Annotated in this window: 11 protein-coding genes and 1 tRNA gene; 10 read left to right on the top strand and 2 right to left on the bottom strand. The window is 44.5% G+C overall.

What is annotated here, in order from left to right; all coding sequences use genetic code 11:
* The first annotated feature begins 105 nt into the window (after positions 1–105).
* The 6 genes from dnaG (at position 106) to H9L11_RS08815 (ending at position 6,734) form a co-directional block, all read left to right on the top strand.
* Complete coding sequence (gene dnaG / locus H9L11_RS08845) at positions 106–1,872, top strand: DNA primase (protein ID WP_005379719.1); 1,767 nt, start codon at positions 106–108, stop codon at positions 1,870–1,872.
* Between the two features lie 99 nt (positions 1,873–1,971).
* Positions 1,972–3,834, top strand: coding sequence for an RNA polymerase sigma factor RpoD (rpoD, locus tag H9L11_RS08840; RefSeq protein ID WP_005395986.1), 1,863 nt, complete (start codon positions 1,972–1,974; stop codon positions 3,832–3,834).
* 155 nt (positions 3,835–3,989) lie between these two features.
* Positions 3,990–4,065 (top strand) — tRNA-Ile (locus H9L11_RS08835).
* A gap of 96 nt (positions 4,066–4,161) precedes the next feature.
* Positions 4,162–4,755 (top strand): hypothetical protein, encoded by a 594-nt coding sequence (locus H9L11_RS08830; RefSeq protein ID WP_226083798.1) that lies wholly within the window; start codon positions 4,162–4,164, stop codon positions 4,753–4,755.
* A gap of 258 nt (positions 4,756–5,013) precedes the next feature.
* A complete protein-coding gene (locus tag H9L11_RS08820; protein ID WP_205390706.1) occupies positions 5,014–5,604 on the top strand; it encodes a hypothetical protein in 591 nt (196 codons plus the stop codon).
* Between the two features lie 326 nt (positions 5,605–5,930).
* Positions 5,931–6,734 (top strand): MetQ/NlpA family ABC transporter substrate-binding protein, encoded by an 804-nt coding sequence (locus H9L11_RS08815; protein WP_017633488.1) that lies wholly within the window; start codon positions 5,931–5,933, stop codon positions 6,732–6,734.
* A gap of 95 nt (positions 6,735–6,829) precedes the next feature.
* On the opposite strand, the gene H9L11_RS08810 is transcribed toward H9L11_RS08815, so the two are convergent.
* The gene (locus H9L11_RS08810; protein WP_005379716.1) at positions 6,830–7,105 is read right to left on the bottom strand and encodes a hypothetical protein; all 276 of its coding nucleotides are present in this window, start codon (positions 7,103–7,105) and stop codon (positions 6,830–6,832) included.
* A 223-nt stretch (positions 7,106–7,328) separates the two neighbouring features.
* Complete coding sequence (locus H9L11_RS08805) at positions 7,329–8,048, bottom strand: SIMPL domain-containing protein (RefSeq protein ID WP_005379714.1); 720 nt, start codon at positions 8,046–8,048, stop codon at positions 7,329–7,331.
* A 233-nt stretch (positions 8,049–8,281) separates the two neighbouring features.
* Between H9L11_RS08805 and H9L11_RS08800 the strand changes: the two genes are divergently transcribed.
* The 4 genes from H9L11_RS08800 to H9L11_RS08785 all read left to right on the top strand — a co-directional run bounded on the left by H9L11_RS08800 (position 8,282) and on the right by H9L11_RS08785 (position 14,471).
* Positions 8,282–10,033: a GNAT family N-acyltransferase gene (locus H9L11_RS08800; RefSeq protein WP_054576653.1), complete on the top strand. Its 1,752-nt coding sequence runs from the start codon at positions 8,282–8,284 to the stop codon at positions 10,031–10,033.
* Positions 10,034–10,641: 608 nt separating this feature from the next.
* The gene (locus H9L11_RS08795) at positions 10,642–12,594 is read left to right on the top strand and encodes a PTS mannitol transporter subunit IICBA (RefSeq protein WP_005379710.1); all 1,953 of its coding nucleotides are present in this window, start codon (positions 10,642–10,644) and stop codon (positions 12,592–12,594) included.
* Between the two features lie 111 nt (positions 12,595–12,705).
* Complete coding sequence (locus H9L11_RS08790) at positions 12,706–13,854, top strand: mannitol-1-phosphate 5-dehydrogenase (RefSeq protein WP_005379709.1); 1,149 nt, start codon at positions 12,706–12,708, stop codon at positions 13,852–13,854.
* An 86-nt stretch (positions 13,855–13,940) separates the two neighbouring features.
* On the top strand, positions 13,941–14,471 hold the full coding sequence (locus H9L11_RS08785) for an MltR family transcriptional regulator (RefSeq protein ID WP_005379708.1): 531 nt from the start codon (positions 13,941–13,943) through the stop codon (positions 14,469–14,471).
* Positions 14,472–14,580 lie beyond the last annotated feature (109 nt).

The raw sequence follows: 14,580 nt of genomic DNA, 5'->3' as shown, positions 1-14,580 counted from the left end.
CACGGCTTGTTTGTATCTGGATGGATGGAATGAAATCAATGGGCAATACGCTCATTCTTTGAAGGCATTCACTCCACTCATCATCTTCTTTTTTTGTTAGGTTTTATGGCTGGACACATCCCTCGCAGTTTTATCGATGACCTTCTAGCTCGACTTGATATTGTCGATATCATCGACGCACGTGTGAAACTTAAGAAAAAAGGCAAAAACTACGGCGCATGCTGCCCGTTCCACAACGAAAAGACACCCTCATTCAGTGTCAGTCAAGAAAAGCAGTTCTACCATTGTTTTGGTTGTGGCGCGCATGGAAATGCCATCGATTTTTTGATGGAATTCGACCGACTAGAATTCGTCGAAGCCATTGAAGAACTCGCTTCATACTTGGGTTTAGATGTTCCTCGCGAACAACGTAGCGGCGGTAATGGTTCGTTTCAATCAGGCCCACAAGCAAGCAGCAGTGAAAAACGTAACCTATACGACTTAATGGGCAGCATTGCTCAATTTTATCGTAACCAACTCAAACAGCCAGCAAGTAAGGTGGCGATTGAGTATCTAAAAGATCGTGGCCTGTCTGGTGAAATCGTCCAGAAGTTTGGCATCGGCTATGTGGCTGATGAATGGGATTTAGTTCGTAAGAACTTTGGCCAGAATAAAGAAAACCAAGACATGCTCGTCACTGGCGGCATGTTGATTGAAAACGATAAAGGCAACCGCTACGACCGATTCCGTGGTCGAGTGATGTTTCCTATTCGAGACAGACGCGGTCGAGTAATAGGCTTTGGTGGTCGAGTATTAGGTGATGGGACACCAAAATATCTCAACTCACCCGAAACCCCGATATTTCATAAAGGTAAAGAGTTGTATGGCCTTTATGAAGTACTACAAGCGTACCGTGAGCCACCACAAATTTTAGTGGTTGAAGGCTATATGGATGTTGTCGCACTTGCTCAATATGGCGTAGATTATTCCGTTGCCTCATTGGGAACCTCGACAACGGGCGATCACTTGCAAGTGTTATTCAGGCAAACAAGCACCGTCGTGTGTTGTTATGACGGTGACCGCGCAGGCCGTGAAGCCGCGTGGCGTGCCATGGAAAATGCATTGCCTTACCTAACGGATGGTCGCCAGTTAAAATTCATGTTTTTGCCGGATGGAGAAGATCCCGACTCTTATATCCGACAAAACGGAAAACAAGCATTTGAGCAGCAAGTGTCTAATGCGATGCCCTTGTCTGAATTCATGTTCAGCTCATTGACTCAGCAGGTCGATATGAGCACGAAAGAAGGCATGGCAAAACTGAGTACTCTTGCGGTTCCTCTCATTGATAAAGTCCCTGGCGGCACTTTAAGACTATACTTGAGAGAATTGCTTGGCCGCCGTTTGGGTTTAGTTGATGAACGCCAACTACAGCAGCTAATTTCAAAACAAGGTAAAGAGGATAAAAGGCCTCAACCTCATAAAGAAATCAAGCGAACGCCGATGCGAGAAGTGATCGCGTTACTGATTCAAAACCCACAATACGTAAGTATGGTGCCAGATCTAACTAGCGTTAGAGATTTGCCCATTCCTGGTCTAAGTTTATTTGTTGATGTACTTGATAAATGCCAAGCGCATCCCCATATCAACACAGGCCAATTATTAGAGCATTGGCGAAACAGCCAAAATGAGACCCTTCTGTCTCGTCTCGCGAGTTGGGACATTCCACTCGATGAGGACAACCAAGAAGAAATCTTTTTAGACTCACTGGATAAAATTATTGCCCAGTGCGTAGAAAAACAAATTGAAAACCTGCAGGCCAAAGCAAGAAGTGTCGGTTTATCAGCCGAAGAGAAAAGGGAGCTGCTAGCACTTATGCTAGATTTAAAAGCGTAACCCTGTTTAATTAGTCAGCAACGATTTAATTTGTTATAGTAAGTGGTTTGCATTTCGCATACTGATTCCTTCACCAGATTACGAAGTTGGATACCGTCTATGGATCACAATCCGCAGTCACAGCTAAAGTCACTTGTTATTAAAGGCAAGGAACAAGGCTATCTGACCTACGCCGAAGTAAATGACCACCTACCTGCTGAAATCGTAGATTCAGAACAGGTAGAAGACATCATTCAGATGATCAACGACATGGGCATTAAGGTAGTAGAAACTGCTCCTGATGCTGATGATTTAGCACTGAACGATGACACAAATATTACCGATGAAGATGCAGCCGAAGCTGCAGCCGCTGCACTTTCTAGCGTAGAGAGTGAGATTGGTCGTACAACAGACCCAGTACGTATGTACATGCGTGAGATGGGTACTGTCGAACTTCTAACTCGCGAAGGCGAAATCGACATCGCAAAACGTATTGAAGAAGGTATTAACCAAGTTCAATCGTCTGTTGCTGAATACCCAGGCACAATTCCGTACATTCTTGAGCAATTTGACAAAGTTCAGGCTGAAGAACTACGTCTTACAGACCTAATTTCAGGTTTTGTAGATCCAGATGCTGACGACACCGCTGCACCAACGGCAACACACATCGGTTCTGAACTGACTGAATCTCAGTTAGAAGAAGAAGACGATGAAGACGTTGATGACGACGAAGATAGCGATGACGATTCAGATGATTCTGAAGAAGATGTAGGTATCGATCCTGAATTAGCGCTAGAGAAATTCAACCAACTACGCAGCACCTATCAAAATCTTCAATTAGCAATCAACGAATACGGCTATAACAGCCCGAAAGCAACCGTTGCTAATGAAATGATGCTAGACGTATTCCGCGAGTTTCGTCTAACGCCTAAACAGTTTGATCACCTAGTGAATGAACTGCGTACTGCTATGGATCGCGTTCGTACTCAAGAGCGTCTGATCATGAAGTCAGTGGTTGAATACGGCAAAATGCCGAAGAAATCATTCATCGCGCTGTTCACTGGTAATGAATCAAGTGAAGCTTGGCTGGATGAAGTTCTTGCTTCAGACAAGCCATACGCTGAAAAGATCAAACGTAACGAAGAAGAAATCCGTCGTTCAATCGCTAAGCTAAAAATGATTGAAGAAGAGACTTCTCTAAACGTACAGAACATTAAAGACATCAGCCGTCGTATGTCTATCGGTGAAGCAAAAGCTCGCCGTGCGAAGAAAGAGATGGTTGAAGCGAACTTGCGTCTTGTAATTTCTATCGCGAAGAAATACACCAACCGTGGCCTACAGTTCTTGGATCTGATCCAAGAAGGTAACATCGGTCTGATGAAAGCGGTAGATAAGTTCGAATATCGTCGTGGTTACAAGTTCTCGACTTACGCAACGTGGTGGATCCGTCAGGCAATCACTCGTTCAATCGCGGACCAAGCACGTACGATTCGTATCCCGGTACACATGATCGAAACGATCAACAAGCTAAACCGTATTTCTCGTCAAATGTTGCAAGAGATGGGTCGCGAGCCACTACCGGAAGAACTGGCAGAGCGTATGCAAATGCCAGAAGACAAGATTCGTAAAGTTCTAAAAATCGCTAAAGAGCCTATCTCAATGGAGACACCAATCGGTGACGACGAAGATTCGCATCTAGGTGATTTTATCGAAGATACAACGCTAGAACTTCCGCTAGATTCTGCAACTGCAACTAGCCTTAAGGTGGCAACAAAAGACGTGCTTGCAGGTCTAACGCCACGTGAAGCGAAAGTACTTCGTATGCGTTTTGGTATTGACATGAACACTGACCATACTCTAGAAGAAGTTGGTAAGCAGTTCGACGTTACTCGTGAGCGTATCCGTCAGATCGAAGCAAAAGCACTACGTAAACTTCGCCATCCAAGCCGCTCAGAGACTCTGCGCAGCTTCCTAGACGAATAATCGCAGCGCATACAAGCTTTTAGAAATCAAAAAAGGTGACTTTAGGTCACCTTTTTTATTATCTACTGTTCTAAGTGGATAAAAACTAAGCGCAATTGCCCTAGTTGGTATCTAGACACCTTGCAACGCTTCCCCTATAATCGTTGTCCTATTAAGGCCCCTTAGCTCAGTGGTTAGAGCAGTCGACTCATAATCGATTGGTCCGCAGTTCAAGTCTGCGAGGGGCCACCATTCAAATCAAGCACTTCGCTTACCCTTCTTTGAATGTTGCCTTTTATTCCGTCCCGAGGTACAAAATCAGTACAGTACGCATTCGGGAGTACTCACATGGCAACTTTAGTTAAAACCTCTTCTGGTACCTGGAAAGCCGTTATTCGAAAAACTGGCTGGCCGACGACGTCTAAAACTTTTCGTCTCAAACGCGATGCAGAGGATTGGGCAAGACGTACCGAAGATGAAATTGTACGTGGCGTCTACATCAAACGTTCCTCGTCAGAACGCCTCACCATTGAAGAAGCATTAAAACGCTACCTGGCAGAAATCTCACCTACCAAACGACCGGCGACCGCTGCCTGTGACGCGAGACATTCCAAACCGCTCATCAAAGCCCTGGGAAAATACTCCCTGGCCGCCCTGACGCCCGAAATCATTGCCAAGTATCGAGACGACCGGTTAGCTGGCCTGGATAGTTGCGACGCCAGAGGTAACCCGGCCCCTAAGCCACGCTCACCTAACACCGTGCACATTGACCTGGCCCTGCTCAGTCACCTGTACAACATTGCGATTAAAGAGTGGGGGATCGGCCTGGCAATTAACCCGGTCCAGAATATTCGTAAGCCCACCACATTATTCCAGGAAAAGGTCGGTTCAAACAAACAGCAATTCAGGCAGCTCGACTTGAGCTGCACATGCACCAAATAAGTATAAATGATCCAAGAAATGGGGTCTGGATGATTAACTTCAAAAAGAACAACGACTTGAATTGGGTTGACCCAAAATCACCGGCACACTGTTCAATACATCGATTTAACTATGAGAACTGGATCGCAAGAATATTTGTGACTGGTGGTATGACAAAACAGATGGTAGTAGCTCAATTAAATAGGATTAAAATGAGCTGAAGGATGGAGAATACCCTTCAAAGATTACTCAGAAAAAAGATGTAAGTTGGAATGGCTCATGACTGTTTATAGAATCACAGAAGATCCTGCTAAGTTTAAAACTCTTTCATTATTGCCTAGTGACCTAGCTGAACAATTAGGTGACTTTGAGCTTGTAAGAGACATACTGCATCAACCTTCGCACAATTCATCACTCCAACCGATATGGGGTAAGGTTAATTCGGAGTTTGCAGATGTTCTCAAGCAAGATTCGGAAACTCCAGATATAAGTATTTGGTGTAATACATTCCTCATATTTTCACCCAAAGCATTCAATTACTTACATAACAAGTTGTCGACATGTGGAGAGTTTTTGCCGATCAATGTAGGTAGTGAAACTTGGTATTTCTATACAGCACTGACATTCGCAAGAGAGAACAAACAGTTAACGATTCCCAAAGTTGAATACGGTGAATTGATAGGATTGGAGACACTAGTCTTCGACGAAGAAGATACTCAAGATAAATATATCTTCAAGTCAGTAGAGGAAGGCCCCGTAAACCTATTCTGTACAGATATACTTCGAGAATTAGTGACCGAACATAAGCTGACAGGTATCGGTTTCTCAGAAGATCTAACAGGTTTAGATTTCATTGATGAGGCGGTGTAATTTCACTTGTTGGGTTACTTAAGCAAGTTAAGGAGAACTTCTGCGTTGGTGATATGACATTCGAAAAGCTCAGCTCTGCAGCAACTATCTAATGAGTAATGATATCTACGCCTAATGCAGCTTCTCGAGGCTCTACACTTCCCGTCAGTAACACTTTTTGACCTTCCACTCAGCTTGATCAAAAATTAAGACCCAAAACATCATACAAATTTTTTGTAGCAATGAAACAAAATGTCTGCTCGTGATTTAAACCATTGACCCTCAGACAACTTCTGATAGCATGGACATATAAACGTATGGACGTCTAAAGCAAAAATGGAGCTACAATGAAAAGTATTGGTCACTTAAAGAAACTAGCTTTGATTCTCACGGCAGTAGTCGGCTTAAGCGCTTGTGGAGAAAAAGATGACTCTGTCATTAAAGTGGGCGCGACAGTTGGACCACATGCACAAGTAGTCGAGGCGGTAGCGAAGGAGGCAGCGAAGCAAGGTTTGAATGTCGAAGTCATTGAGTTTTCTGACTACGTGACACCTAATGCCGCTCTTAGCGATGGTAGCATCGATATTAATAGCTATCAGCACCAGCCATTTTTAGACAACTTCAACAGTAGCCATAACGCCCAATTAGTATCAATTGGTCAGTCCATTCTTATGCGTATGGGGCTTTATTCCAATAAGTATCGCTCACTGCAAGAGCTTCCAAACAATGCACGTATAGCGCTTCCAAATGACCCTACCAACGGTGGTCGTGGTCTGTTGCTACTCGCCGATGCAGGTTTAATTGAGCTGAAACAGGGTGTTGGCCATAAAGCCGCCCTAACTGATATCACAAAAAACGCAAAATCATTTGAATTTGTCGAGGTAGATGCCGCTCAGCTACCAAGAACATTAGATGATGTGGACGCGGCTGCGATTACAATGAACTACGTAATGTCTTCTGGTTTAGATCCGAAGAAACAAAGTATCTATCTTGAAGCAAAAGACGCCCCATTAGCAGTCATGGTCATCGCCACTCGTGACGCAGACAAAAATAATGAAGCGTATAAAAAGTTCGTTTCTATTTATCAATCTCAAGCGATTCGTGATTATCTCGATCGCACTTTCAAAGGCACAATCGAAGCAGCTTTTTAATCAATAAAGCAGCGACTACTTTGCCCCACGAATCAGATAGAAAAGAGGCTAATGTTTTCTCATAGCCTCTTCTTTTCATTACTCACTAAATCGACTCATTGTCGACTTTCAGCCTCTAACTTCATTGCCAAATAAGCTTGATCAGCAGAAACCAATTCAGGGCGGTTAATCAACTTCCAGAGGAAGTATGGTGGGATTAAAAATACGATGAAGTAGAGAGATTCATGGAAAAAAACATCGGCTATCGTTTGCTGATGCTCCCAAAGTGCCGTCAGTGCGAAGAGCTCTAACATCACGCCTAATACGCCAAAGACGACAGAGACAACAATCGCTAAACCCAGTAGTTCTCTAACAAAGTGCTTGTATGCCATGATACTAATTCCTTCTAGCAATAAGTCATACTAACTTACGCTCATAAGAAACAAGTGAGCTTGATTATTATCAAACTCACCTCATCACTGTTAAGAACTTAGTTTTATAAAAAAGTACTTGTATATAGCGTCAGCGAAGACTGATTTCCCTATCACAGAGCATAGATACCTCTACAAATAGAAGGTGATGGAACGACCAACTATTGACTATATGAGCGCAACTTTAATCAGATAAGTAATATTGAACCGTCGATACCACTCGTACTTTCTTAATGTAAGGCGTGTTGCTGTCTCGGTCATAAATCGAGAACTGCCCTTGAGTTGCACGTTTGATCTTACCCAGTGAACTCTGTGAGTCTTTCGCAAATTTCTCAGCCACTTCACGCGCATTCTTAGTCGCTTCTTCGATCATGTCTGGCTTCACATCATTCAGCTTAGTAAAGCTGTACTCAACACGATTTGCATAAGGATCTTGGTTAAGCAAAACGCCTTGTTTTCCTAGCTCACCTATTTCATTGATTGCCGCTCGAACAACATCAACACTCTGGCTGTAAACCGTAACGGTTCGCGAGGCCAAATAACGATACTCAATGTCTTGCTCGCTCCCATATTGCTGTGCTTTTCTGTCAATGACCGCTGGGGAAGAAAGGGAAACGCTGGTTTCAGGAAGCCCTTTGGCACTTAGAAAGTCCAAAATCAAACGGGTTTGCTGGTCAATTTCATCAAACATGGCCCCCATATCATTACTCGCTAGAGTAAATTGAATCGGCCAAATCACCGTATCAGCAGGATACTCACGCTCCGACAAACCTTTTACTGTCACGACTCTTTCATAGGCTCGGTATTTCACCGCCGTCTGCTGCATAAAATAGCCAAGGATGCCAAGACCAAGTATCAAACTTAGCCCAATCCAAAGTGCTGCTTTATTGGAAACTCGTTCCATTACTTCCCCCTGATAAATATCAACTTAGCTTAATCTTTGTTCTAAATAAGATAGCCTATCTCTTGTTTTAAGAGGGAGACATAACGCGAGTTTTGATTCATAGCACAGTGATATACCGTTTTCTTTAGTCAATAAAGCTTCATTAGTTTGTCACCAAAGGCTCATGCTTTTGCCTCTGAACTGTCATCTGTAATTTCTACTATCCAATCAGCAACTTGTACGCTGAGGTAAATATGGATAGTTCAACCCCTTTTCGTCTCCCTCGTAAAACGCCGTTTGGCATTGGTGAAAACGTTGCTGAATGGGCAACCGGTTTAAACCAACTTGATAAGTTCTACGCCCAACGCCCCGTTAATGCCGATACCAAAACTTTTCTCCGCTTCACGCTGGATATCTTAGGTATCGACTATCGCATTGCTCATGGTTCACTCGATTCAGTTCCTAAACAAGGTGCTACCGTCATTGTGGCGAACCATCCGCTTGGTTGTGTGGAAGGCGTCATCTTGGCCGAACTCTTGTTGATGGTACGAGACGATATCCAAATTCTAGCCAACCAATACCTGAAAACCGTGCCGGAGTTAGATCAGCTCTTCATTGGTGTCGATGTGTTTGAAGGCAAAGACGCCGTCAAATCGAATATGAAGGCCCTCAGAGCGGCTAATAAACACCTAGCAAGTGGCGGCTTATTGCTTGTCTTTCCTGCCGGTGAGGTTTCCCAGTTAGTCGATGCCAAACAGCAACGCTTGGAAGATAAAGCGTGGAGTCGAAGCGTAAGTAGCCTAATCCGCAAAAACAAAGCAACGACAGTTCCAGTATTCATCAGTGGTCAGAACTCGAAACGCTTCTATATGGCAGGGAAAATCCATCCACTTTTGCGCACCCTACTGCTTGGGCGAGAACTGCTGAACAAACAGGCGCAAACCATTGATTTATCTTTTGGCCAATCAATCAAATTCAAAGAGATCAACACGCTTAACGATGATCAAGTAGTGAACTATTTGCGGCTCAACACTTATTTGCTCAATCGTGAAACCCATTCAGTGAAGCCTTCTTCTTCATCAGAAATGCTCTCTCCAATAGCGGCAGGGTTACCCGTAGGCGAATTGCTTGAAGAGCTGAACAACTTACCAAAAGAGTCCAAGCTGCTAACAAGTGGTGAGTTCGATGTTTACTGCACGGAGTCGCAGAGTATCCCTTCCCTACTGCATGAAATTGGTCGCCTACGTGAGCTCAATTTCCGACAGGTTGGCGAAGGGACAGGACTAGCAATAGACATTGACCATTTCGATCATGATTACCTGCATCTGTTTGTGTGGGACAGAGAGAACCAATGCTTGGTGGGCGCGTATCGTTTAGGTCTGGTTGATCAACTGATTGAAAAGCGCGGCGTAGCAGGTCTGTATTCACGAACGTTGTTTAACTATGACCAACGCTTTATCGACCAAATGGGTAAATCCATTGAGATGGGGCGCTCTGTGATTGCACAGCAATATCAAAAGAGCATGAGCGCGCTACTGCTGCTGTGGAAAGGCATCGCAACGTTCGTTCATCAAAACCCAGATTACACTCACCTATTTGGTCCGGTAAGCATTAGCAACGACTATAGTGATACTGCACGCCAACTGCTGGCTCAATCAATGACGCTTCACCACTACGATAACAACTGCGCAGAGTATGTCACACCTTCTAACCCACTTCCTGAGCACCACCGTGACTGGAACACCAGCATGCTCACTGCTCTGGGTGATTTACAGCTATTGTCACGTGTCATTGCCAGAATCGATGAAGGGAAAGGAGTGCCCGTTTTGCTGCGTCAGTACTTAAGCCTCAATGGCAAGCTGGTATGCTTCAACGTCGACCCTGCATTCAATAACGCTCTAGATGGATTGATTATGGTGGATTTGCGCGATGTTCAAGAAAAGACGTTGGCAAGGTATATGGGACGCGAGCAAGCTCATGACTACCTCGTCTATCATACTAAATAGCAACGATGATTAAGAACAGTGATTAAATAGAGAGTTGGGAATCACAAGAAGAACCGTGTGGCGACTCTCTTTATTTACCCTTTCATTAACTAATTAGGCGTGCTCCGTGAAGTGCGCCGAAAAGACTCTTATAGATACAATCTATCGAAAGATCTAGATAGCATTTATCTCACCAATTCCGTCACAAACTTTCACAAAAAACAAAAACAGATCCAAGTCACACTTTAAATTCACCACAACTCAACACAAAACGTGACATTGATCATCACAAGTATTTAATTCGAATTTCAAAAAAAATTAAAAGTGATCAAAGTCACAAGGTATTTTAATTTTAAATTTGTCAGAAGATCGGATTGATCACTAAGATTTTTATTGACAGATTTGAAAGTGGCTTTTTGTTATTAAGTTACAAGTTAATAAGTTGAACTTGGTCACTTAAAAACCGTTTCTCAGCCTAAGAAATGCGGGCGTAGATCACAAAAAACCCGTTGTCAGTTCCAATTGGAAAATGTGTGGTAAATTGATTGGGTACTAAGCAATCAAACAAACGGTTTTGGCGAACCGTTTACTACAACAAGATTCATCAGAACATCGAACGGGGAATTGTTATGATATCACCAGATGCCAAGATCAAGATACAAAATTTTGGTCGTTTTCTGTCAAACATGGTAATGCCAAACATCGGCGCGTTTATCGCGTGGGGCTTTATCACTGCTCTATTTATCCCAACTGGATGGCTACCAAACGAAACGTTAGCCTCTATGGTTGGCCCAATGATTACCTACTTGCTGCCACTACTTATCGGTTACACCGGTGGTAAATTAGTTGGTGGCGATCGTGGTGCGGTAGTCGGTGCAATCACAACAATGGGTGTGATTGTCGGCACAGACATCCCAATGTTTATGGGGGCAATGATGGTCGGCCCAATGGGCGGCTGGGCTATCAAGAAATTCGATAACTACATCGATGGTAAAGTAAAAAGTGGCTTCGAGATGTTGGTTAACAACTTCTCTGCGGGCATCATCGGCATGCTATGTGCGATCCTTGCCTTCATCTTTATCGGTCCATTCGTAAAAATTCTTTCTGGTGGCTTGGCGGCTGGCGTTAACTTCCTAGTTTCTGCTCACCTACTACCACTGACTTCAATCTTCGTTGAACCTGCGAAGATCCTGTTCCTAAACAATGCGATCAACCACGGTATTTTCTCTCCACTGGGTATCCAACAAGCGTCTGAAACAGGTCAGTCGATCTTCTTCCTAATCGAAGCAAACCCAGGTCCTGGTCTAGGTATCCTGCTAGCTTACATGGTGTTTGGTAAAGGTACGGCTCGTCAAACGGCAGGTGGTGCATCAATCATCCACTTCTTCGGCGGTATCCACGAGATTTACTTCCCATACATCCTAATGAACCCTCGCCTAATCCTTGCGGCTATCGCAGGTGGTATGACTGGCGTATTCGTTCTAACTATCTTTAACGCAGGTATCGTTTCTCCAGCATCACCAGGTTCAATCTTTGCAATCTTGTTGATGACTCAGAAAGGCTCAATCGTTGGTGTTCTAGCGTCTATCGCAGCAGCAACAGGCGTGTCATTCGCCGTAGCAGCACTGCTAATGAAGACTCAAACGTCAACAGAAGAAGACGGTGATGAAGCAGCACTAGAAAAAGCAACATCACAAATGAAAGACATGAAATCTGCATCTAAAAACGATGCGGTGGTAAACAGCCAAAGCAAAGGTGACGTAGACCTAGCGACAGTACAAAGCATCATTGTCGCTTGTGATGCGGGCATGGGCTCGAGTGCAATGGGCGCGAGCATGCTACGCAAAAAGGTTCAAGACGCAGGTCTGAACATCCACGTAACCAACCTTGCCATTAACAGCTTACCAGAGAGTGCAGATATCGTGATTACTCATAAAGACTTAACGGATCGTGCACGTAAGCATGCTCCAAACGCACACCACATTTCATTGACTAACTTCCTAGATAGCGAGATGTACAACCAGCTAGTCACCAAACTACTAGCAGCGCAAAACCAATCCGCAGCCAATGACGACCAAATGGTAAAAGTTTCGCTCGTGGCAGCAAACGACGACAACTTCGAGCCACAGCAAACGTCGGTGTTCCAAATCCAGCGTGAAAACATTCACCTAGGTTTGAAAGCTGCCAACAAAGAAGAAGCGATTCGCTTCGCGGGCAACAAGTTGGTCGAACTTGGCTACGCAGAACCAGAATACGTAGACGCGATGTTTGAGCGTGAAGCATTGGTTCCAACTTACCTAGGCGAATCTATCGCAGTGCCTCACGGTACGGTGGAAGCGAAAGACCGCGTGAAGAAAACCGGCATTGTAATCTGCCAATACCCATCGGGTATCCAATTTACTGAAGACGACGACGATGTTGCGAAACTGGTTATCGGCATTGCCGCTAAGAACGATGAGCACATCCAGGTGATTACCACCATTACGAACGCGCTCGATGAGCCGGAGGCAATTGAGAAGCTAACCAGCACCAACGATGTGGAAGAGATTCTAAACATCCTTGGCGGTCAACAAGCGGCTTAATTACCCCTTTAATTTGCTCCTGAGGCAAATGAGGTCAGCTGTCACCCCCTATGCGGTTGGCCTCCCCCTAGTTTCGTAAGTCAACATTTTAGACATTGGTAGGTAAGAATTATGAAAAACGCAGTTCATTTTGGCGCAGGTAACATTGGTCGTGGCTTCATCGGTAAACTATTAGCAGACGCAGAAGTCGAGGTGACATTCGCAGACGTTGACGCTCCACTCGTCGACCAACTGAGTCACAAGCAAGAATACAAAGTAAAAGTGGTCGGTACTGAGTGCCAAATCGACACAGTAACTCACGTCACCGCGGTTAACTCAGCCAGTGAAGATGTCATTGACCGCATTGTAAAAACCGACTTGGTAACAACAGCGGTTGGCCCTAACGTACTGGACATCATTGCAAAAACCATCGCTACCGGCATTGCTAAACGCTTTGCAGCAGGTAACGATAAACCATTGAACATCATAGCGTGTGAAAACATGGTTCGTGGCACCACACACCTAAAAGGTGAAGTGTATAAACACTTGGATGAATCATTGCACGCGAAAGCAGACGAGTTGGTTGGCTTTGTCGATTCAGCGGTAGACCGTATCGTACCACCAGCAGAAGCGGCGAACGATGACCCACTAGAAGTCACTGTAGAGAGTTTTAGCGAATGGATTGTGGATGAGCAGCAATTCAAGGGCGAAATCCCTGACATAGCTGGCATGGAAAGAACCAACAACCTAATGGCATTCGTAGAACGCAAGCTATTCACTCTCAATACAGGCCACTGCATTACCGCTTACCTAGGTTGCTTGAAAGGCCATCGTACCATTCGTGAAGCAATTGAAGACCCAAGCATTCACGCTGAAGTAAAACAGGCGATGCAAGAAAGTGGTGAAGTGCTGATCAAACGTTACGGCTTCGACCGTGACATGCACAACGCCTACATCGAGAAGATTTTAGGACGCTTTGCCAACCCATACTTAGTGGATGAGGTGGACCGCGTAGGTCGTCAACCAATTCGAAAATTGGGTGCAAACGATAGATTAGTGAAGCCTTTACTCGGTACAATTGAGTATGGCACTGAAAATCAAACACTTTTGAAAGGCATTGCCGCTGCGTTGAAGTACACTAACGACACTGACCCACAAGCCGTAGAGCTACAAAACTCATTAAAAGAAGTGGGTGTGAAGAAGACGCTAGCGACATACACAGGTCTTGCAGAAGACAGCGATGAAGTGGCTCAAATCGAGACACTTTACAACCAACTTTGATTTACCTAGGGGAGCTCGGCTCCCCTTCTATGTCCTTCTCTGCTTGAAGAGTTGGGATAGCTAATAATTAGAAATGTATTCAGTATATGGCAGATAACATCAACGAAACCGAGATCATTGAGCGATTAAACAGCGCACCATCGGTACGAGGCTTTTTCATTGCAGCAGTCGACGTTTTTAACGATTCGATCGACGGGTTGGTGCAAAGAATCTTTCGTAAAGATAACTTCGCTGTTCAATCGGTTGTCGGTCCGCTGCTACAAGACTCTGGACCGCTGGGCGATCTGTCTGTTCGTTTGAAGTTATTGTTTGGCTTGGGAGTGCTCCCCGATGACATCTACCACGACATCGAAGACATCATCAAACTCAAAAACCAACTCAATAGTGACGCTTCAGATTACGAATTCACTGACCCGAATATTCTAGAACCAATTAAGAAACTGCACTTGGTGAAGAAAATGGGCATGGTGCAACTGGAAGTCAGCGAACCAGATGACGACATCGACCTTGAGTTTTATCAGCTACAACTGCAACGTCAACAACAAATCATTAAGTCAGGGCTCTCACTTGCCATTGTCGAGATTTGCAATGAGCTCGGCAAAGACAGCCCTTTTTAATCGAAAAACTGGCACGGAAGCCTCCTCAACTCGCCCCTCTTTTTGCACATTCTTCTATACAACGTGCGTGAAAGCCATCACAGTCCATATTCCGATGTCTCTGTAACAT

It is taken from the genome of Vibrio sp. sp1, assembly GCF_016920955.1.
Taxonomy (GTDB): domain Bacteria; phylum Pseudomonadota; class Gammaproteobacteria; order Enterobacterales; family Vibrionaceae; genus Vibrio; species Vibrio alginolyticus.
The sequence above is the reverse complement of the archived record's forward strand: the minus strand, read 5'-3'. Positions and strand labels throughout refer to the sequence as shown.

Bases quoted from the DNA above. Each gene is read 5' to 3' on its own strand.
- dnaG (WP_005379719.1), top strand. From the start codon at position 106: ATGGCTGGACACATCCCTCGCAGTTTTATCGATGACCTTCTAGCTCGA.
- rpoD (WP_005395986.1), top strand. From the start codon at position 1,972: ATGGATCACAATCCGCAGTCACAGCTAAAGTCACTTGTTATTAAAGGC.
- H9L11_RS08830 (WP_226083798.1), top strand. From the start codon at position 4,162: ATGGCAACTTTAGTTAAAACCTCTTCTGGTACCTGGAAAGCCGTTATT.
- H9L11_RS08820 (WP_205390706.1), top strand. From the start codon at position 5,014: ATGACTGTTTATAGAATCACAGAAGATCCTGCTAAGTTTAAAACTCTT.
- H9L11_RS08815 (WP_017633488.1), top strand. From the start codon at position 5,931: ATGAAAAGTATTGGTCACTTAAAGAAACTAGCTTTGATTCTCACGGCA.
- H9L11_RS08810 (WP_005379716.1), bottom strand. From the start codon at position 7,105: ATGGCATACAAGCACTTTGTTAGAGAACTACTGGGTTTAGCGATTGTT.
- H9L11_RS08805 (WP_005379714.1), bottom strand. From the start codon at position 8,048: ATGGAACGAGTTTCCAATAAAGCAGCACTTTGGATTGGGCTAAGTTTG.
- H9L11_RS08800 (WP_054576653.1), top strand. From the start codon at position 8,282: ATGGATAGTTCAACCCCTTTTCGTCTCCCTCGTAAAACGCCGTTTGGC.
- H9L11_RS08795 (WP_005379710.1), top strand. From the start codon at position 10,642: ATGATATCACCAGATGCCAAGATCAAGATACAAAATTTTGGTCGTTTT.
- H9L11_RS08790 (WP_005379709.1), top strand. From the start codon at position 12,706: ATGAAAAACGCAGTTCATTTTGGCGCAGGTAACATTGGTCGTGGCTTC.
- H9L11_RS08785 (WP_005379708.1), top strand. From the start codon at position 13,941: ATGGCAGATAACATCAACGAAACCGAGATCATTGAGCGATTAAACAGC.